This window comes from Olsenella profusa F0195 (assembly GCF_000468755.1).
In the GTDB taxonomy this organism is placed as follows: Bacteria; Actinomycetota; Coriobacteriia; order Coriobacteriales; family Atopobiaceae; genus Olsenella_F; species Olsenella_F profusa.
Genome location: NZ_AWEZ01000045.1, coordinates 75,662 through 94,211, shown reverse-complemented (window position 1 = coordinate 94,211; position 18,550 = coordinate 75,662). Strand labels below are relative to the sequence as shown.

Sequence of the window (18,550 nt, the reverse complement as noted above, 5' to 3'; positions counted from 1 at the left end):
TAACGTCTACGTCCCTACAACCAGGCAGGAGATGTCGATCCCATGACACGAGTGCATAACTTCTCAGCAGGACCCGCTGCACTACCCGTGCCCGTCCTCGAGCAATGCGCACGCGAGATGCTCGACTACCAGGGCAGTGGCATGTCGGTCATGGAGATGAGCCATCGCTCTGCACTCTATCAGTCCATCTTCGACGACGCGGAGGCGACGCTCAGGCGCGTGATGGGCATCCCCGACGGCTACCGGGTGCTCTTCCTGCAGGGGGGTGCCTGGCTGCAGTTTGCCGGCATCCCCCTGAACCTCATGCGCCACCGGAGGGCGGGCTATGTGGTCTCGGGCAACTGGTCGAGGAGCGCCTACGGGGAGGCCTGCCGCTACGGAGAGGCCGAGCTTCTGGCCTCGAGCGAGGACACGGGCTTCGACCGGGTGCCCGCGTTTCCGACCAGCGTGCACCAGGATCTCGACTACGTCTATGTCTGCCAGAACGAGACCGTGTTCGGCACCATGATGCGCACCCTGCCCCAGACGGGCGACGTCCCCCTCGTGGCGGACGTCTCGAGCTGCTTCCTGAGCCAGCCTCTGGACGTGGGCCGCTTTGGGCTCGTCTATGCGGGCGCACAGAAGAACGCGGGCCCCGCCGGCACCACCATCGTCATCGTGCGCGACGACCTCATCCAAAAGGGCCCCGCGATCGATGCCTGCCCCACCTACCTGAACTACCGGGTGCAGGCGGCCAGGGGCTCCATGCTCAACACGCCCAACTGCTGGGGCATCTACGTCAGCGGCAAGGTGTTCCATTGGGTCGAGGACGAGGGCGGGCTCGCCGCCATGGAGCGTCGCAACTGGGAGAAGGTCAACCTCCTGTACGACTATCTGGACCAGAGCGCGCTCTTCCGGGGAACGGTGCGCAGGGAGGACCGCTCGATCTCCAACGTCTGCTTCGGGACCGGCTCCCAGGAACTGGACAATGCCTTCGTGGAGGGCGCCGCAGAGCGTGGCATCGTCAACGTCAAGGGGCATCGCCTGGTGGGAGGCATGCGTGCGAGCTGCTACAATGCCGTCTCACGCGAGTCGGTGGAAGCGCTGCTCGCCTACATGGGGGACTTCGAGGCCGCGCACGCGGCATGAGGGCTGGGCGGCACGGCCACAGGGGGGAACGCGGATGCGTTACGTAATGGTACTGGACAACATCGCCAAGGACATCACGCGCGATGGCGTGGCCGACCTGGGCGAGGGATACGAGAAGACGGACGACATCTCAACGGCCGATGCCGTCCTTGTGCGCGCAAGCGACATCCACGGCCTCGACCTGGGTGCCTCCGTCCGTTGCGTGGCGCGCTCCGGCGCGGGTGTCAACAACATCCCCCTCGAGGAGTGCGCCGAGCGCGGCATCGTGGTCTTCAACTCACCGGGCGGCAACTCGAATGCCGTCAAGGAGTTGGTCGTGGGCATGATGCTTGCCAACTCGAGGAACGTCCTTGGCAGCATCGACTGGGTGCGCGCCAACGCACGGAATCCCGACATCGTACGCGCGGCCGAGCGCACCAAAAAGGCCTTCGTGGGACATGAGGTCGCAGGCCGCAAGGTGGGCGTCGTGGGGCTCGGGGCCGTTGGCTCCAAGGTGGCCAATGCCCTCATCCACCTGGATATGGACGTCTACGGCTATGATCCCTACCTGTCCGTGGAGCACGCCTGGCAGCTCTCGCGCAACGTGAAGCGCGTGGACAGCCTCGAGGAGCTCTGCCACGGCGCGGACTACGTCACGCTGCACGTCCCCTCCAAGGAGGACACCGTCTACATGATGGACGCCCCCCAGCTCAAGCTCATGAACCCGGGTGGCATGCTCATCAACTATGCCCGCGCCGACGTCATCGACGAGGATGATGTCGCCGACGCGCTCGAGAGTGGTCAGCTGGGCACGTTCGTCTGCGACTTTGCCACGCCCAAGACCGTCAGGATGCCACACGCCATCATCACGCCCCACATGGGCGCCTGCACGAACGAGGCGGAGGAGAACTGCGCCCGCATGGCGGTGAGCGAGATGAGGGACTACCTCGAGCTGGGCACCATCAGGAACTCCGTCAACTACCCCGACTGCGACATGGGCCCCATCCGCGGCGGCGGTCGCTTTGCGGCCCTCCACGCCAACGTGCCCAACATGATTGGCCAGATCTCCGCCGTCATCGCCGCATCGAGCGTCAACATCGAGCGCATGAGGAACGAGGCGCAGGGCAAGAACGCCTACACCCTGGTGGAGACCGACGCCCCGCTCGATCGCGAGACCTATGACAGGCTTCGTGCCATCGAGGGCATCTACCGCGTGCGCGTCATCACTCCCGCGATCACGAGCCACAGGGAGTAGGTGCGGCCATGCGCGTGGATCCCATTGACTGCTGGAGGCCCACGCCGACGCGTGCCGCCTCCTTTGCGAGCCTCCCCTACGACGTCTTCGACCGGGCGCAGGCGCGCGCCTACGTGGAGCGCCACCCCGACAGCTTCTTGGCCATAGACCGCCCCGAGACGGCCTTCCCGCCCGACCATGACATGTACGCAGCGGACGTCTACGCAAAGGCCGCGGAGCTCCTGCGCGCTCGCGCCTCCGATGGCACGCTGCTCCACGACACCGCCGCCTGCTACTACCTCTACCGCTTGGAGCAGGACGGACACGCGCAGGTGGGCGTGGTGGGCGCCTGTTCCATCGACGAGTACGAGGACGGCACCATCCTGCGCCACGAGAACACCACCGCGGCAAAGGAGCGGGATCGCATCAGGCACATCGAGGCGACCGGCGCACAGACCGGCCCCATCCTCCTCACGTACCACGACGACGTCGCCGTGGACACCCTCTGCGACCTTGCCGCCACGGGAGAGCCCCTCTATGACTTCACGGATGAGGAGGGCGTCCGCCAGACGGTCTGGCGCATTGCCCGCCCCGCCGCCGTCGAGGCGCTCAGGGCCACCTTTGCGACCATACCCCATGCCTACATCGCCGATGGGCACCACCGTGCCGCCAGCGCCGTGCGCGTGGGGAAGCGCCAGCGCGCGGAGGCGCGCGCCCGTGGCGAGGGGGGGCCGCTTCCGAGCGACCTCTTCCTGGCCGTGCTCGTTCCCGCCAGCCAGCTCAGGGTGCTCCCCTACAACCGCGTGGTCGCAGACGCCTGCGGCCTCTCCACAGACGAGCTGACCGCACGCATCGCGGCGCAGGGCTTCGTGGTGGATGGCCCCACCGAGAGCTTCCGGGAGCCTGCACGCACGGGCCAGATCGCCCTCTATGCGGGCGGACGCTGGCACATGCTGCATGCGCCCAGGGGCACGGACGATCCCTGCGACCCGGTCGCATCCCTCGACACGCAGGTGCTTCAGGAGCGCGTGCTCGGCCCCATTCTGCAGGTCAGGGACCCGCGCACCAGCAGCCGCATCCGCTTCGTGGGCGGCATCGAGGGACCTGGACGCCTCGAGGGGCTGGCGGGCACGGACGGCGTTGCCTTCTGGCTCCACCCCACCTCCGTCGAGCAGCTCATGGCAGTCTCCGACGCGGGGATGCTCATGCCTCCCAAGTCGACCTGGTTCGAGCCCAAGCTCAGGAGCGGTCTCTTCATCAGGGGGATTCGCGAGGGGCGGCAGCCCCCTGCCTCATCGTTGTTGCGTGTGCCCCATTGGACGCGCTGCCGCTGACATGCTAGTATGAGCAGGTCAACATACACTCATGTGCTTCGTCCTCTCACAAGAATGCAAGGGATGGTTCGTTCATGGCAGCCAAAGGGAATCACGACGTGCCCGTGGAAGAGACCCCCTCTCCGGACGACCGGGAGGGGGCATCCGGAGACGAGGAGCTGGGCGCCGTGCCAGCCGTGGACGACATCGATGCGGACGAGGGCGAGCCAGACGACATCGATGACGAGCCGGATGCCATAGACGACGAGTTCGCGGACATCTCGACCGTTGCGCACGATGCCGTGCAGCCGGTCTATGTTCCCAAGCGGCGCGCGCACGCAAGGGACAGGCGCTCGTGGCCCGCCAAGGACACGGATCCCGTGGGCTATATCCCCAGCAGGCGGCACTACGGCTCCCACGCCTCTCCCGAGACCATCGCCAAGGCCGAGCGCGAGAGCTCCCGCAAGTCCAACCGCATGCCCATCATCGTCGTGTTCATCGTCCTCGCGCTCATGGCCGGCGGTGGTGCGTTCCTCTGGCTCACCCGCCCCGTGAGCGTGACCGTCAATGGTGACGTCTACCAGGAGTCCCCTAGCTCGACCATCGCCGATCTCGTGCGGAGGCATCAGATCAAGGTGACGGCCGGCAACTACCTCGACGTCACGGGGGAGGTCATGCGCGAGGGCGCCGGTACCCCCTACACCGCCACCGTCAATGGCACCGAGCTGAGCCAGGACCAGGATTCCTCCTACCAGGTGCATGCAGGTGACAACGTGGAGATCTCTGACGGGGCGGACGTCACCGAGCCATACGCCTCCACCACGCAGACCATCCAGCCCAAGCTCAACATGAAGGGTGGCGCCGGATCGGTCGCCTACGTCTCGCAGTGGGGGCAGGTGGGTACCGTCGAGACGCGCACGGGCTCCGAGTCGGGCAAGACGGCAGACGTCACCACGCAGGACGTGAAGGACTGCATCGTCACGCTGCACAACTGCTCACCCACAGACGGCCAGAAGCTCGTGGCCCTCACCTTCGATGACGGTCCCAGCGAATACACCCAGCGCTACATCGACATCCTCAACCGGTACGGCATCAAGGCAACCTTCTTCAACCTGGGTCAGAACATCCGCGAGCACCCCGAGCTCGCAAAGGTGATCGTGGACAGCGGCAACCAGCTGGCCTGCCACTCCGACACCCATCCCCAGCTCTCCAAGCTCGATGCGGCGTCGCTCCAGCAGGAGCTCACCAAGTCCTTTGGCGCCATCAAGGACGCCACGGGCGTGGAGACCACAATGCTGCGTCCGCCGTATGGCGACTTCCTCGAGAGCACCTGGCTCAAGACGAACGGCCTCATCTCCTACTCCATCACGTGGACCCAGGACTCCAAGGACTGGGAGCATCCGGGCGTCAACGCCATCGTCAGCAATGCGCTGGCGGGTGTGACCTCTGGCTCCATCATCCTCATGCACGACGGTGGCGGCAACCGCGACCAGGACCTGGAGGCGCTCCCCAAGATCATCGAGCAGCTCCAACAACAGGGTTACAAGCTGGTCACCATCGACGAGCTGCTGGCCTCCGACAGCTCCATCCCCACCGAGGTCGCGTCGGGCGACGCCAAGATGCCCGACGATGCCGTATGGCCCACGGAGATCGGCGACAACACGTAGCCTTGGATCGGGGGTCCGGGCAAACGTCCCACCCGACGCATCGAGGCTCCTCGTTCGGGTATAAATGCTGGGTAAGCATCCCTGTCCCAGGAGTCCCATGCCGTACCACACCACAGCTCAGCAGGGCCATCAGCGCGCACCCCTCATCGCACGGGGTGTGCTCATGGCCCTTGCCGCGCTCTTCGTCTTCCTCGCAGGCATGACGGCCGATGTCGCCTGGCTCGTCTCCGCCGTGATCTGCGTCCTTCTCGCCCTGCACGTTCGGCCGTATGATCCGCGGTCGGCCGAGGGCGATCGTACGGACGCCCTCACGTCACATCCCGATGCCACTGAGGTCGCACGGGCATGCGAGGGGGCTCCCCCATCCGACGACACCTCGACGGAGGAGACCGTCGGGACTGACGTCCCCGGAAGCTCCCTCCCCCGTGACGAGTCTCCGACGCCTGAGAGCCCCGAGGGAGCGGCGCCCTCCCCCTCGACACGTCGGACGCCCGCCTGCTCGCAGTTCGACCTCGCCGACCTCGAGAACCGCCTAGAAGGAAGCTCCGATCCCATCGCCGAGCTCAAGCTCCTGGTTGGGGACATACGCACGCGCCAGGCATCGAGGGGTGAGGGGGGCATCCTGCTTCCCTCTGGGCTCGAGGACTTTGCGGCCCGCATGCTCGAGGAGGCTGGGCTCTTCTCCACCGATGTGGACCTGCCGGCGTTCCAGGTGGTCGTTCCCCGCCGCAGCGGCATGTTCTACCTCAGATGGAATGGCAGCATAGCCTACCTCGCACGCCTCAGGCTCATCAGGATCGAGGCGGCGCTCAATGCGGCGCGGTCATGCGCCCTGTACTTTGCCGACGAGGAGCCCCCCGACGAGGATGACTGCTTCCAGCTGTGCCAGAGCTTCCTCTCCTCCATCTGCGCCCAGGTGCCCTCCATCCACATCCTGGACGAGCCGCCGGAGGGAGACCTCCCTGACACCGAGTGGACCGTGCGACACCTCTTCTCACGCGCCGTCGAGTCGCTCAAGCTCCCCTATCGCCTGGAGGTCGACTACCGCGTGAACGTGGCGGACGGCAACATGGCCATCCAGATTGGGCTGCCTGGCGAACAGGTGTTTCCCTCCTCCATGTACGTGCAGGACCTGGGTGTGGTCACCAGCTCGCGCGAGATGCGTCGCAAGGCCGCCTCCTCCTATGCGCTCAGGCTGGCCCTGCTGCTCGCCACCTGTGCCTTCAGGACCTCGCGGAAGATCAGGCACGTGTGGGTTGCCGGCATCATGGACACGCCCAAGCGCCACTGGTGTTGCTACTCCATCGACTTCGACCGGTGGCGCTTCCAGGCGCTCGACCTCAAGCGCATGGGTGGAGGGGAGCTAGAACGGGCGCTCCATCGCTTCGTACCGCAGATGCGCTACGAGAATGGCATGCTCAAGCCCGTCGGGCAGGCGTTCCAGCCCAGCGAGCCGCGCTTCTGCCCGCCGTGGCGCCACGAGCCCGTCTCGCTCTCCGCCCGCAGAATCGCCCCGGAGCAGTCCCGTGCCTTGGGATGCGACCACGTGTATGACCTCGCCATCGAGGAAGCCGACAAGCGCGCCCTGGTGGCCACCACCATCATGCGCCGGCTCGTGAGCTCGGACGTCAGGGACTCAACCGAGCAGAACGTGCGCATGATCCTCGACGTCGCCGGCGATGATCCCGACCCCACCGTGCGCGACGCCGCGGAGCGCACTGTCCGCGGGCTCATCGATGGCAGCCTCAAGGAGGATGTCTTCGCCGTGGGCGAGGAGTTCGTGCGGGGGGACGTCCTCTCCAGGGCGGCGGGTTCCGCGCAGCGGCTCCTGCAGGAGCACAGGGCCGCGCAGGCGCGACTGACGCTCATGCGCGCCCTCGCTACCGTGGACGAGCGGGGCGTCTACCGCGACAGCGCAGGCGTGCAGTGGCGCTACTTTGGCAACTACGTCGATCGCGCGCTCTACAACCGCCTCTACGCCCAGCCAGGCACATCGGTCATGCTCGTGCCCGACAGCTACTTCGAATGCGTCTTCATGCTCTCGGTCGCCTGCCTCTCCGAGGGGGACGCCGCAGGTGCCCTCGTGGCGGCCCGCAGATGCCTCGAGCTTGCCCCGCTTGACCGGCGGGTACGTCTACACCTGGTGCGCTGCCTGGAGTCCTCGGGTGACAACGATGCCGCACGGCAGGAGCTGGGCGAGCTGCTCAAGATGGCCCATGACCCCGAGGGCGTGGGGATAGGATACTACCGCATGGCCTACTTCCAGTGGCGGAGTGGCAACATCCTGGCCGCCGAGGCCTGCTACATGTGCGCCATCTCAGTCCTGAAGGGCACCTTCCCCATGGCGGCCATGGAGCTTTCGATGCTCGCCTCGCACCATCCCGACACCTATCACGAGAACATGTCGCTTGACGAGGTGGCACAGGTGCTCAGGGATGCCAATATTCCCGTCGCGCCCACCGAGCAGATGTCCAGCACCTTCATGGAGTGCACGAAGGCGTCCCTCGATGCGGAGGTCTTTCCCGTCGCACGCAACTTCATCAGCATCCTCAGCGCCCTCTATCCCGATGACGTCATCTTCTCCATCCTACGCTCGCTCGAGGACGAGCCCGATGCCTAGGCGTGAGGCGATGACTCAGACGCCATCGCTCTGGCCGCCCAGCTTCAAGGCTACCATCTTCGACTTCGATGGCACCATCTCGAACACCGCCCATCTCTGGCATGAGGTGGACGTCGCCTTCCTGGGAGCGCATGGCATCGACTTCGACGAAAGCTATGGACGTGCGCTCAACGTCTTGGGCTTTGCCGCAGGGGCACGCTATACCATCGAGCGCTACGGCCTTTCGGAGAGCGTGGAGGAGGTCTGCGAGGCGTGGACCCGCATGGGCCGTGCGCTGTACGAGACAAGGGCGACGCTCCGCCCGGGCGTCGAGGCCTACCTGCATGCGCTCAGAGCCCAGGGCATCCCCATTGGCCTTGCCACCACCAACGCGCCCTCCGTGCTCGATGCCATCCGGCACGTGGACGTGGACGGCCTCTTCGATGCGCGCGTCCACGGCGCAGAGGTCACGTGGGGAAAGGATCATCCCGACATCTATCTGGAGTGCGCCCGCCGCCTGGACGCCGCACCGAAGGACTGCATCGTCTTCGAGGACATCATCCAGGGCGTGCTCTCCGCCCACGCGGTGGGCATGCTCACCTGTGGCGTGCGCAGCAGCGACCCCATCCAACAGGTCGGGGAGCTGCAGTCCGTCTCTGACCTGTGGATCGACAGCTGGGAGGACATCACGCCCCACCCGTTTGCCTCCCCGCCCGCGCACTAGAAAGGTGCCTCTCGCATGAGGGGCACCTACGGTTTCCTGGTGGAGATGAAGGGATTCGAACCCTCGGCCTCAGCGTTGCGAACGCTGCGCTCTCCCAACTGAGCTACATCCCCGCGCGATTTCACACGAAGGACAGTATGCCAAGTTCGGCCCCGTGCGTCAACCTCCGTGGCGAGTCTACATGACCTCAGGGGCCGAGACGCCGATGAGGCGGAGCGCCACGGCGAGGTTGATGCGGACGGCGTCGCAGGCGGCAAGGCGCGCCTTGGAAAGCGCCTCGTCCACGGGACGCCCCGCGCTGGACAGCACCTGGCAGGTGCCATAGAACGCGTGGTAGGTCCCCGCGAGCTCCTCGCAGAAGTGCGTGATGCGGAACGGCGCGCGATCGCGGGCACAGCCAGCGATGAGCTCGGGGAACTCGGACACCTTGCGGGCAAGGGCCGCCTCGGACGCATGGGTCAGCAGCGAGAGGTCGTACGCATCGCCGACGGCACGGCGCGCCACCTCGTCCATGCCCAGGTCGTGTGCCTCCTGTGGAGTGACACCTGCGGCCCTGCGCAGGATCGAGCAGATGCGAGCGTGAGCGTACTGCACGTAGTAGACGGGGTTCGCATTGCTCCTCTGCTTGACGGCCTCTATGTCGAAGTCGATGGTCTGGTTGGATGAGCGGCTGATGAGGGTATAGCGCGTGGCATCGGCACCCACCTCGTCGAGCAGCTCCTCGAAGCCGATCATGGTGCCGCGGCGCTTGGACATGCGCACGGGCTCGCCGTTGCGCAGGAGGTTCACGAGCTGGCCCAGGAGGATCTCGTACCTTCCCTTGTGGCCGAAGGCCTCGGCCACCGACTGCACGCGCTTGACGTAGCCATGGTGGTCGGCACCCCAGATGTTGATCTCATAGTCCACCCGCTGGAACTTATCCCAGGTGTAGGCCACATCCGAGGCGAAGTAGGTGTACTCGCCGTTCGTCTTGACGAGCACGCGATCCTTGTCGTCGCCGAATTCGGTGGATTCGAACCAGACGGCACCGCTCTTGTCCGTGTAGACATAGCCCATGGCATCGAGTCGCCCCAGGGCTTGCTCGATGGGCGAGGTGCCCGACGCGTCTCGCTCGTAGAAGCTGCGCTCGCTCTTCCACTCGTCAAAGTCACAGCGCGCCTTGTGGCAGGTGTCCTTGATATGCTGCAGCATCCTCTGGTAGGAGCGCTCGCGAAACTCCGGCATGCGCCTTGCGTCGGGGACGTCCACCCAGCGGTCGCCGTCGGATGCATAGAGCTCCTGGGCAAGGTCAATGATGTAATCGCCGCCATAGGAGTTGCCACCCAATGCCTCCGTGAAGGCATCCATGTAAGGATGCAGCTCGGGATGGGCGTCATCCTCGTCCTCGACATAGGCCTCGCGGTCGGCAAGCAGGCGTCCCTGCGCCGCAGCGAGCGTGGCACCGTCGCGCACGAGCCCGGCAAGCTGCAGGTAGCGCATCACGACGGAACGGCCGAAGACATCCATCTGGCTGCCGTGATCGTTGATGTAGTACTCGCGCTGCACCCGGTAGTTGGCATGCTCGAGCACGTTGCATAGCGAGTCGCCGATGGCGGCCCACCGGCCATGGCCCAGGTGCAGGGGGCCGGTGGGGTTGGCGGAGATGTACTCCACCTGAGTCGAGAGGCCATGGCCCTCGTCGCAGCGACCCCACTGGTCGCCCGCCTCGCGCACCCGGCGGAAGACCTCGTTGTGTGCGCTGGTGCTGAGATAGAAGTTGATGAAGCCCGGACCAGCCACCTCACACGTGGCGATGGCGGGGCTCAAGGGGAGGTGCGCCACGATGGCGGAGGCGATCTTGGAGGGCGCCATATGGGCGAGGCGAGCGGAGCGCATGGCCACCGTGGAGGACCAGTCTCCGTGCGAGGTGTCCGCGGGACGCTCGAGGCCGCAGTCGTCAACCGCGAACTCCGGCAGCTCACCGGTTGCTTGGGCGGCCGTGATGGCCTGTCTCACAAGGTCCTCAAGTGTCTCGGGCATGCATACTCCTTTTGGGACGACGCGTCGTGCGCGCCGATGCGCGCCACAGCTGCGTAAGTCTAGCAGACGGGACGGGATGCCACGCCGTCCCGCCCCGAATGCGGCAAGCGAACAGAGAGGACGGGAGCTACGCCCGGCCGGACCCGGCATGCTCGCGCGTGGCAAGGCGACGCCTGAGCTCGGCCAGGCCCTCCTCGAGTCCCACCGGATACATCTGGGGGTTGAGGAAGCGGCGCACGCTCGGGTCGAGCATGCGCAGGGACTCGCGCACCCGGGCGCGGGCGTCCTCGATGCCCTCGGGCGCGGCCACACGCCGTCCCTCCTTGACAAGCTGCACGAGCAGCTCGCGGGACTCCATGCCGGAGAGGTCGTAGCTCACGAGGTCATCCACCACATCCACCATGGTGGGCCTGCCCTTGTCATAGCCCTCGTCCACGATCATGTCGCCCACGGGGCAGCCAGCGGCGTCGTAGTAGCGCCTCACGTGCTGGATGCCGGGAATGGTGCGCTTGTAGGCCATCTCGGAGAGCTTGATGACAGGCTCCCACGCCACGTCCGCCGAGTGACGCACGGCCGAGAGCTTGTAGACGCCCCCGAGCGACGGCTGGGGATCGCAGGTCGCGAGCTTGGTACCCACGCCGAAGGAGTCGATGGGCGCGCCCTGGGCAAGGAGCGACTGGATGGTGTACTCGTCGAGGTCATTGGAGGCGGAGATCTTCACGTAGGGCAGGCCGGCCTCGTCAAAGGCTCGACGCGTCTCCTTGGAGAGCTTGGCGAGGTCGCCGGAGTCGATGCGTACCGCCGCGAGCCGCTCGCCGGCGCGCTCCATCTCCTTGGCGACGATGATGGCATTCCTGATGCCCTGATGCACGTCATAGGTGTCGATCAGGAGCACGCAGTTCTTGGGACTCGACTTGGCAAAGGCGCGAAAGGCCTCCAGCTCGTTGGGAAAGGACATCACCCAGGAGTGGGCATGCGTGCCAAACACGGGGATGCCGTAGATCTTGCCCGCGAGCATATTGGAGGTGGACGCGGCACCGCCGATATAGGAGGCGCGGGCGACCGAGAGCCCACCATCGGGGCCCTGGGCGCGCCTGAGGCCAAAGTCGCTCATGGGATGGCCCTCGGCGGCATGCACGACGCGCGCCGTCTTGGTCGCCACGAGCGTCTGGAAGTTGACGAGGTTGAGCAGAGCCGTCTCGAGCAGCTGACAGTCGATGATGGGCCCCTCGACGCGCACCATGGGCTCGCGCGGGAAGGCGAGGTCACCCTCGGCGATCGCCCAAACCGACACCCGCATGCGGAAGTCGCGCAGGAAGTCCAGGAAGGTGGGCTTGAACATGGAACCGCCGCCCGGTGCCTCGAGCGTGGAGAGGTAGTCGATGGAATCCGGCGCGAACGTGAAGCTCTCCACGAGGTCGGCGATCTGCCCCATGCCGCAGGCGACGCTGTAACCGCCCCCAAAGGGGTTCTCGCGGAAGAAGACGGTGAAGCAGGCCTGGGCATCCACCATCCCTGACTCCCAGAGGCCCTGGGCCATCGTGAGCTCGTAGAGGTCCGTGTTGAGCGCGACGTCGCTCGGATGGGTGCCATCGGTGAGTGCCATGTGCGTGTCCCCTCTGCAGGTGGCGTACTGCCTCGGCGCAGGTGCCGCAGGCGTGCTCCCCCAAGGGTAGCACTTGGGTCAAGGCCTCGCCTTGAAGGCGCAGCGGCATGCCCCGCATGCGCCGGCGGGCCCTGGGCGCGTTGGATGAGGCGCGACGTGCCATCCCTGGCAGCCCCTTCCGTCTCCGACAGGGGACGGACGCGGAGAGGTCTGCCCTAGTGGCCCAGCCACAGGGTCGTGAGGACCACGAGAACGATGATGGCCAGCACGATGAGGACGACCTTCTGGCCCACGGGCATCCTCAGATCGTCATCCGGTTCCATGAGCCGGGCATTCTTGGCGCGCAGGCGCGCCGCCCGCTCGTCCGCGGCCTGCTCGCGCTCCATGGCGGCGCGCTCAGACTTGAGGCGCTCGAGCTCCCTGCGCTCGTGGGCCGCCTGGGCAGCCTCGGCTCGCTGGACCCTCTCCCTGCGAAGCTCCTCCAGCTCCGCACGCTCCTCATCGCTCAGTGGCGCGATGTCACGCATGCTGTCCCCCCTCACTTGACGGGCCTGCCATCATGGGTGCGAGCTCCGGCCCCTCGACGCCCGTGGCGTCGAAGGCGGGAACGAAGCTCTCGGAAACGGTGCCTCCCTGCTGCCACCAGAGCCACTCGAAGCCCAGGTCGTCAGCATGGTCGAGCACGCGCTCGTACTCGTCGTCCGTGAGGGCTCGCGCGAGGTCCCCACCCATCCTCAGGCAGCGCCCGGTGGGTGTGTACTGGTTCATGACGGAGAGGTCCGCCTCGTTGCCACAGGCCTCCCATACACGGTCGAGCACGGCGAGCGAGTCATCCACGTGGCCTGGCATCACGAGATGGCGCACGATGATCCCCTGCTCCATGCGCCCATCCGCGCCCTCGCGGCGGCCACCCCGCTCGCGCAGCGAGGCGAGCATGTGCGCAAGGGCCTCAAAGGCCACCGCGGGGTAGTCCCCCGCGCAAGAGAGCTCGCGCGCCAGCGCGGGCGAGGCGTACTTGAAGTCCGTGAGCCACACGTCCACCACGTCGGCCATGGCGTCCACCGTAGTGGGCAGCTCGTAGCCCGAGGTGTTGCACACCACGGGAAGGCCCATCCCAGCCTCGCGTGCCAACAGTACGGCATCGCGCACCTGCGGCGCGGCGTGCAGGGGCGTCACGAGGTTGATGTTGAGCGCCCCCTGCCCCGCCAGCTCGAGCATCATCTGGGCCAGGCGCCCCACGCTCACGTCCAGGCCAAAGCCTCCCTGCGAGATGTCCTGGTTCTGACAGAACACGCAGCGCAGGGGACAGCCCGTAAAGAATATCGCACCGGAACCCGTCTCGCCCGAGATGGGCGGCTCCTCCCAGTGGTGCAGGGCCGCGCGGGCGACCCTCAACGCCGACGAGGCACCACAGAGGCCCCTCCGCCCCGCGTTGCGCAGGGCGTGGCAGCGACGCGGACAGAGCTCGCAGCGGTCGTATGCCGCATAGGTCGACACGATGCGACCCTAGTACTCGATCCGCATGAGGCGGGCGATGGAGACGATGTAGATCTCGAGCGCCCGCCGCAGGCTCTCCTCGCTCACGGCCTCATCGGGGCCGTGCTCCGGCCCAACCCACGCCGGCACGTCCTCCGCAGGCTCATGCGGACCGAAGGCGCAGGCGCGGGGGAACATGCGCGCATAGGTGCCGCCACCGATGACGAAGGCCTCGGACCTCCCGCCCGTGAGCTCGTCGTACGTCGTGAGCAGGCATGTAACCTCCGGCGAGGATGGGTCGGTGTAGAAGGGCTCCTTCACCTGGATGGGCTCGAACGTGGCCCCATGCTCCCGCGCCGCCTGGCAGAGCGCCTGCGCGATGGCCTCGTGCGTGGTGGCGTCGGGATAGCGTGCGTCACAGGACTGCACGAGCCGCGCACCCTCGGTGTGGATGGTGCCGCCCACGAGCGTGAGCGCGCCAAAGCGGTCGTTGGAGCTTGCGATGCCCAGGGCCGCACCGTCGTGGCCCGAGGCGCACAGCAGCCGCTCGAGCTCGAGAAAGGCGCGCTCTGCCGCAGAGCAGACGTCACTTCCCAGCAGGTAGCTGGCAAGCATGCCGATGGCATTGACGGTGCCCTCGGGCAGCGACGCATGGCCGCCCCTGCCATGGGCCGTGAGCGTGGCCAGGCCATCGCCGGCGGGCTCGGCGTCGATGCCCTCGGCGACGGGCAGCGTGCCCGCGTCCGCGCGCACCGTTGCCGTGGCAAGCCCGCAGATGGCGTTGGACACGGTGCCGCCGTCCATCGTCACGATGCGACTGTCGGGTGTGCCCAGGATGTCCCCGGACGTGAAGCGCCCCTCGAAGACGCCCTTCTCGCCACAGATGAGCGGAAAGTCGGCGTCGGGCGTGAAGGCAAAGAGGGGGGCGGGATAGTGGGCGAGGTAGTGGGCGAGATCGCCCATGGAGGTCTCCTCCTCGGCGCCGATGAGGCAGCGCAGGGTATAGGGCAGACGCTCGCCCGTACGGGCAACCTGGCGCACGAAGAAGTGCGCCGCATAGAGCGAGAGCACGAGCGGACCCTTGTCGTCCAGGACGCCGCGACCCATGAGGAAGCCATCCCTGCGCGTCACGTCAAAGGGGCTGACCGTCCATCCCAGCCCCTCGGGCACGACGTCGCTGTGGGCAATGGTGGCAAGGTAGCGCTCGTCCGCACCGGGAAGGTCACCAAAGCCGATATAGCCATCGACATCCGTGGTGGCAAGGCCCAGACGCCCGGCGATCGCGAGTGCGCGCGAGAGTGACGCGCGTGGGCCGGGGCCCCACGGGGCGCCCTCGGAGGCTTGGGAGAGGTCCTCCACGGAGCGCACCTTCACAAGCGTGCGAATGTCCGCGACGACATCCTCCCACACCTCGTCCACGTATGCCTCGACCTCGTGCCAGAGGGCGTCATCAGCCATATGCCCCTCCTTCCGTGAGACGGCATCCGCGCCACGGTAGGCAGTCTACCCCTCCGTAGGGCGAGGGCCGCCGAGGCATCGGGAAACCATATGAGAGGAGGCCGCACGCGTGCGGCCTCCCATCATGCGCTATGGGCCTTTGGACTAGATCCTCCTCACGTTGGAGGCCTGATCCTTGCCCTTCTCCTCGTTGCGGGTGACGTCAAACTCGACCGCCTGGCCCTCCTCGAGGGTCTTGAAGCCGTCCATCTTGATCTCGGAGAAGTGAACGAACAGGTCATCGCCATCCTCACGAGAGATGAAGCCATAGCCCTTGTCTGGGTTGAACCACTTAACAGTACCCTTTGCCATGTCGTGCCTTTCTTCCTACCCCTAGGGGTATAAACGCTGCGCCGAGGCGCTCTAACCGTGACGTGAGCCACGACCGCTATTCTACCGTACGGGACGGGCCAGGGCGTTGAGTATTTTCAAACGACAGAACAAATTGGGGCAGAGGGCCTTCAGGCATGTGGCGCCACAGGTTGCCCACCCCTTCCTACAGCTGCTTGTCCAACCCTCTGAGCTCGGGGGGGACACTGTGCTCCTCGAGCCCGAACGACCCATAGACAGCCTGGGCCTGGGCATGGCGCACCTCCGCCAGCTCACCCCTTCCCGCGGTGGCGTAGGCATCGCCCACCTTGTCGAGCGCATACCCCACATACTCCGCAACCGAGTCGCCCACACCGGAGAGCACCATCATGGTGACGAGCGAGTCGGGCGAGAGCTGCAAGGCGATCACGGGGTCGATGTCCAGCAGGCCGGCGATGGCCTCCTCGACCTCACCGGCCGCCGAGAGATCCCCCGAACCGAGCGCACGTCTGAGCGCAGAGCTGACCACCTCCACAAACTGGGCGATGAGCTCGAGCAGATAGTCGTGCTGCAACATGTGGTCTCCCTTGGATGGTCATGACGCTGCCCTGGGGCACTCAGGCCCCGCCGCCTTCCGCGGGCGGCACGATGCCGAGATGCTCGTAAGCGAGGGCCGTGGCCTGCCTGCCCTGCGGCGTGCGGACGATGAGGCCACGCTGGATTAGGTAGGGCTCATAGACGTCCTCGAGCGTGGAGGAGTCCTCCCCCACCGCCGAGGCGATGGTGGCGAGCCCCACGGGTCGGCCACGGAACGTGCGCGTGAGCGCATCGAGGATCCTGGCGTCCATCCAGTCGAGTCCCATCTCGTCTATCTCGAAGAACGAGAGGGCCTCCGCCGCGACCTCCCACGTGACGCTGCCGTCGGCGCGCACCTGGGCATAGTCACGCACGCGCTTGAGCAGGCGGTTGGCCAGGCGCGGCGTGCCGCGCGCGCGGCTGGCGATCTCCTGGGCACCTTGGTGGTCCACCTCGACGCCAAGGATGGAGGCAGAGCGCTCCACGATGCGGGCGAGCTCGTCCGTGCCGTAGTAGTCGAGCCGATACGAGATGCCAAAGCGGTCCCGCAGGGGGCCCGTGAGGAGGCCCGTGCGCGTGGTGGCCCCCACAAGGGTGAAGCGTGGGATGTCCAGCCTGATGGAGCGGGCAGCCGGGCCCTTGCCGATGACGATGTCGAGGGCGAAGTCCTCCATCGCCGGATAGAGGACCTCCTCGACCTGATGGTTGAGACGGTGGATCTCGTCCACGAAGAGGACGTCCCCCTCTTCGAGATTGGTGAGGATGGCCGCGAGGTCCCCCGTGCGCGCGATGGCTGGGCCCGAGGTGGTCTTGAGGCGCGCGCCCATCTCGGTGGCGACGACGCCGGCGAGCGTGGTCTTGCCCAGGCCCGGAGGACCCGAGAAGAGCACGTGATCCAACGTCTCATTGCGCTCCCTGGCGGCAGCGATGAGCACGCGCAGGTTGGATCGGACGCGCTCCTGGCCGATGTAGCCATCGAGCGTGGTGGGCCTCAGGCTGTGCTCGACGTCGATGTCGTCCGCCGTGAGCTCGCCGGTGACCATGCGCTCGCGCTCGTGGGACGGGGTCCCCACGGCATCCGCAAAGAGGTCGTCATCGGGGGCCTCCCACATCAGGCACCACCTCCCAGACGCCTGAGCGCGTAGGCGATGGTCTGCTCGAGCGTGGTCGCGCCCGCCTCGTCATGCCCCTTGAGGGCAAGGTCGCACTCCTGTGGGGTAAAGCCCATGGAGAGGAGCGCCGAGGTGGCCTCCTCGGCAGTCGATTCGGACGCATCGGGCTGGGATGGCGCACCGGATGGCACGTCCTGGCCGCCAGTCAACCCCCGCAACGTGGCGTCCTTGGCAAACACGTCAGAGAGCTCCATGAGCAGGCGCTGTGCCTTCTTCTTGCCCACACCGGGCACCTGGGCCATGCGACTGACGTCCTGCATCGTGACGATGGTGGCCAGCGCCGCCGGGGCGAAGGAGGAGAGGACGGCAAGGGCAAGCTTGGGTCCCACGCCAGAGATGGTGATGAGCCTGTCGAAGACGGCGCGTTCGTCGTCGGAGGCAAAGCCATAGAGCTCCATGGCATTCTCCTTCACGACCATGCGTGTGAGGAGGGTGATGCCGGCGCTGCCCGCCTGTGGCAGCGCGGCCACAGTGGTGGCCGAGACGCCTAGGACAAAGCCGATGCCGCCGACATCGAGCACGACAGACGTTGGAGACACGTCCACGAGCGATCCAGTGAGCTGGGAAATCATTGCGTGCTCCTCCTGCTCTGCCGCGCCCGGGACACAGCCGGACGCGCCTGGGGGCCTGCCGAGCGCAGCGCCACCGCCGCTGCCGTGGCGGCGGCGGTCTCCTCGCTGGCCCGTTTGCGTGCCTGGTCGCGTTGCGCCTGCTCGGCCTCGAAGACCGCGACGGAGGCAACGTTGCGGGCGACGCGCTGGGTGGTGGTGAGGTTGGCATGGCACACCGCCGCCGCGAGCGCGTCGGCACAGTGGTCGGGGCGTGGGTCGTGGTCGAGGGAGAGGATGGTGCGCACCATGAAGATGACCTGGCGCTTGTCGGCAGAGCCCGTACCCACCACGGCCTGCTTGATCTGCATGGGGGTGTACTCCCCCATCTGCAGCCCCGCCTCGGCGCACGCGACGATGGCGGCACCGCGCGCGTGTGCCGTCGCGATGGCGGAGCGCGTGTTCTTACCAAAGAAGACCTTCTCTATGGCGAGCTCTGAAGGTGCGTAGGCGACGATGACCCGCGAGACCTCGTCGTAGATCCTCCCCAGGCGGCGTGCGAGGTCGAGAGACGTGTCACTTGCGATGCACCCATAGGCGCGCGTCCGGCAGGTCGCACCACGCGTCTCGATGATCCCCCAGCCCGTATGGGCGAGGCCTGGGTCTATGCCGAGGATAACCATGCGTCTCCCTCTGCGGATAC

At 66.6% G+C, this 18,550-nt stretch carries 16 protein-coding genes and 1 tRNA gene; 6 read left to right on the top strand and 11 right to left on the bottom strand.

Translation table 11 applies throughout. The features are described from left to right. The first annotated feature begins 42 nt into the window (after positions 1-42). The 6 genes from serC (at position 43) to HMPREF1316_RS06105 (ending at position 8,644) form a co-directional block, all read left to right on the top strand. Positions 43-1,128: a 3-phosphoserine/phosphohydroxythreonine transaminase gene (gene serC, locus HMPREF1316_RS06130; RefSeq protein ID WP_021726124.1), complete on the top strand. Its 1,086-nt coding sequence runs from the start codon at positions 43-45 to the stop codon at positions 1,126-1,128. A 34-nt stretch (positions 1,129-1,162) separates the two neighbouring features. Next, a complete protein-coding gene (locus tag HMPREF1316_RS06125; RefSeq protein WP_021726131.1) occupies positions 1,163-2,362 on the top strand; it encodes a 3-phosphoglycerate dehydrogenase family protein in 1,200 nt (399 codons plus the stop codon). 8 nt (positions 2,363-2,370) lie between these two features. Next, a complete protein-coding gene (locus HMPREF1316_RS06120; RefSeq protein ID WP_021726056.1) occupies positions 2,371-3,675 on the top strand; it encodes a DUF1015 domain-containing protein in 1,305 nt (434 codons plus the stop codon). A gap of 74 nt (positions 3,676-3,749) precedes the next feature. Further along, complete coding sequence (locus tag HMPREF1316_RS06115; RefSeq protein WP_021726244.1) at positions 3,750-5,321, top strand: polysaccharide deacetylase family protein; 1,572 nt, start codon at positions 3,750-3,752, stop codon at positions 5,319-5,321. 97 nt (positions 5,322-5,418) lie between these two features. After that, positions 5,419-7,941 carry a tetratricopeptide repeat protein gene (locus HMPREF1316_RS06110; RefSeq protein ID WP_021726176.1) on the top strand — a complete coding sequence of 841 codons (2,523 nt, stop codon included), beginning with the start codon at positions 5,419-5,421 and terminating at the stop codon, positions 7,939-7,941. Further along, positions 7,934-8,644: an HAD family hydrolase gene (locus HMPREF1316_RS06105; RefSeq protein ID WP_021726077.1), complete on the top strand. Its 711-nt coding sequence runs from the start codon at positions 7,934-7,936 to the stop codon at positions 8,642-8,644. The genes HMPREF1316_RS06110 and HMPREF1316_RS06105 overlap by 8 nt, the downstream gene beginning before the upstream one ends. Positions 8,645-8,681: 37 nt before the next feature. On the opposite strand, the gene HMPREF1316_RS06100 is transcribed toward HMPREF1316_RS06105, so the two are convergent. From HMPREF1316_RS06100 to ruvC, 11 genes are all read right to left on the bottom strand, one after another. Then, positions 8,682-8,757 (bottom strand) — tRNA-Ala (locus HMPREF1316_RS06100). Positions 8,758-8,821: 64 nt separating this feature from the next. Next, positions 8,822-10,663, bottom strand: a complete 1,842-nt coding sequence (gene argS / locus HMPREF1316_RS06095) for an arginine--tRNA ligase (protein WP_021726247.1) — start codon at positions 10,661-10,663, stop codon at positions 8,822-8,824. 127 nt (positions 10,664-10,790) lie between these two features. Beyond that, complete coding sequence (locus HMPREF1316_RS06090) at positions 10,791-12,269, bottom strand: nicotinate phosphoribosyltransferase (RefSeq protein ID WP_021726086.1); 1,479 nt, start codon at positions 12,267-12,269, stop codon at positions 10,791-10,793. 215 nt (positions 12,270-12,484) lie between these two features. Beyond that, entirely contained in the window at positions 12,485-12,796 is a 312-nt protein-coding gene (locus HMPREF1316_RS06085) for a hypothetical protein (protein WP_021726173.1), read from the bottom strand. After that, positions 12,789-13,766, bottom strand: coding sequence for a radical SAM protein (locus tag HMPREF1316_RS06080; protein ID WP_021726224.1), 978 nt, complete (start codon positions 13,764-13,766; stop codon positions 12,789-12,791). Before HMPREF1316_RS06080 ends, HMPREF1316_RS06085 begins: the two co-directional genes overlap by 8 nt. A 9-nt stretch (positions 13,767-13,775) precedes the next feature. After that, positions 13,776-15,203 (bottom strand): Sapep family Mn(2+)-dependent dipeptidase, encoded by a 1,428-nt coding sequence (locus tag HMPREF1316_RS06075; RefSeq protein ID WP_021726046.1) that lies wholly within the window; start codon positions 15,201-15,203, stop codon positions 13,776-13,778. Between the two features lie 144 nt (positions 15,204-15,347). Then, a complete protein-coding gene (locus HMPREF1316_RS06070; RefSeq protein WP_021726039.1) occupies positions 15,348-15,554 on the bottom strand; it encodes a cold-shock protein in 207 nt (68 codons plus the stop codon). 184 nt (positions 15,555-15,738) lie between these two features. Next, a complete protein-coding gene (locus HMPREF1316_RS06065; protein WP_021726250.1) occupies positions 15,739-16,128 on the bottom strand; it encodes a hypothetical protein in 390 nt (129 codons plus the stop codon). A gap of 40 nt (positions 16,129-16,168) precedes the next feature. Continuing rightward, the gene (gene ruvB / locus HMPREF1316_RS06060; RefSeq protein ID WP_021726167.1) at positions 16,169-17,239 is read right to left on the bottom strand and encodes a Holliday junction branch migration DNA helicase RuvB; all 1,071 of its coding nucleotides are present in this window, start codon (positions 17,237-17,239) and stop codon (positions 16,169-16,171) included. Then, entirely contained in the window at positions 17,239-17,871 is a 633-nt protein-coding gene (gene ruvA, locus HMPREF1316_RS06055) for a Holliday junction branch migration protein RuvA (RefSeq protein WP_021726089.1), read from the bottom strand. Before ruvA ends, ruvB begins: the two co-directional genes overlap by 1 nt. Further along, positions 17,868-18,530, bottom strand: coding sequence for a crossover junction endodeoxyribonuclease RuvC (ruvC, locus tag HMPREF1316_RS06050; protein ID WP_021726035.1), 663 nt, complete (start codon positions 18,528-18,530; stop codon positions 17,868-17,870). Before ruvC ends, ruvA begins: the two co-directional genes overlap by 4 nt. Between the last annotated feature and the right edge of the window lie 20 nt (positions 18,531-18,550).

Excerpts from the sequence above, each read along its gene's own strand:
- serC (WP_021726124.1), top strand. The coding sequence starts at position 43 with ATGACACGAGTGCATAACTTCTCAGCAGGACCCGCTGCACTACCCGTG.
- HMPREF1316_RS06125 (WP_021726131.1), top strand. The coding sequence starts at position 1,163 with ATGCGTTACGTAATGGTACTGGACAACATCGCCAAGGACATCACGCGC.
- HMPREF1316_RS06120 (WP_021726056.1), top strand. The coding sequence starts at position 2,371 with ATGCGCGTGGATCCCATTGACTGCTGGAGGCCCACGCCGACGCGTGCC.
- HMPREF1316_RS06115 (WP_021726244.1), top strand. The coding sequence starts at position 3,750 with ATGGCAGCCAAAGGGAATCACGACGTGCCCGTGGAAGAGACCCCCTCT.
- HMPREF1316_RS06110 (WP_021726176.1), top strand. The coding sequence starts at position 5,419 with ATGCCGTACCACACCACAGCTCAGCAGGGCCATCAGCGCGCACCCCTC.
- HMPREF1316_RS06105 (WP_021726077.1), top strand. The coding sequence starts at position 7,934 with ATGCCTAGGCGTGAGGCGATGACTCAGACGCCATCGCTCTGGCCGCCC.
- argS (WP_021726247.1), bottom strand. The coding sequence starts at position 10,663 with ATGCCCGAGACACTTGAGGACCTTGTGAGACAGGCCATCACGGCCGCC.
- HMPREF1316_RS06090 (WP_021726086.1), bottom strand. The coding sequence starts at position 12,269 with ATGGCACTCACCGATGGCACCCATCCGAGCGACGTCGCGCTCAACACG.
- HMPREF1316_RS06085 (WP_021726173.1), bottom strand. The coding sequence starts at position 12,796 with ATGCGTGACATCGCGCCACTGAGCGATGAGGAGCGTGCGGAGCTGGAG.
- HMPREF1316_RS06075 (WP_021726046.1), bottom strand. The coding sequence starts at position 15,203 with ATGGCTGATGACGCCCTCTGGCACGAGGTCGAGGCATACGTGGACGAG.
- HMPREF1316_RS06070 (WP_021726039.1), bottom strand. The coding sequence starts at position 15,554 with ATGGCAAAGGGTACTGTTAAGTGGTTCAACCCAGACAAGGGCTATGGC.
- HMPREF1316_RS06065 (WP_021726250.1), bottom strand. The coding sequence starts at position 16,128 with ATGTTGCAGCACGACTATCTGCTCGAGCTCATCGCCCAGTTTGTGGAG.
- ruvB (WP_021726167.1), bottom strand. The coding sequence starts at position 17,239 with ATGTGGGAGGCCCCCGATGACGACCTCTTTGCGGATGCCGTGGGGACC.
- ruvA (WP_021726089.1), bottom strand. The coding sequence starts at position 17,871 with ATGATTTCCCAGCTCACTGGATCGCTCGTGGACGTGTCTCCAACGTCT.
- ruvC (WP_021726035.1), bottom strand. The coding sequence starts at position 18,530 with ATGGTTATCCTCGGCATAGACCCAGGCCTCGCCCATACGGGCTGGGGG.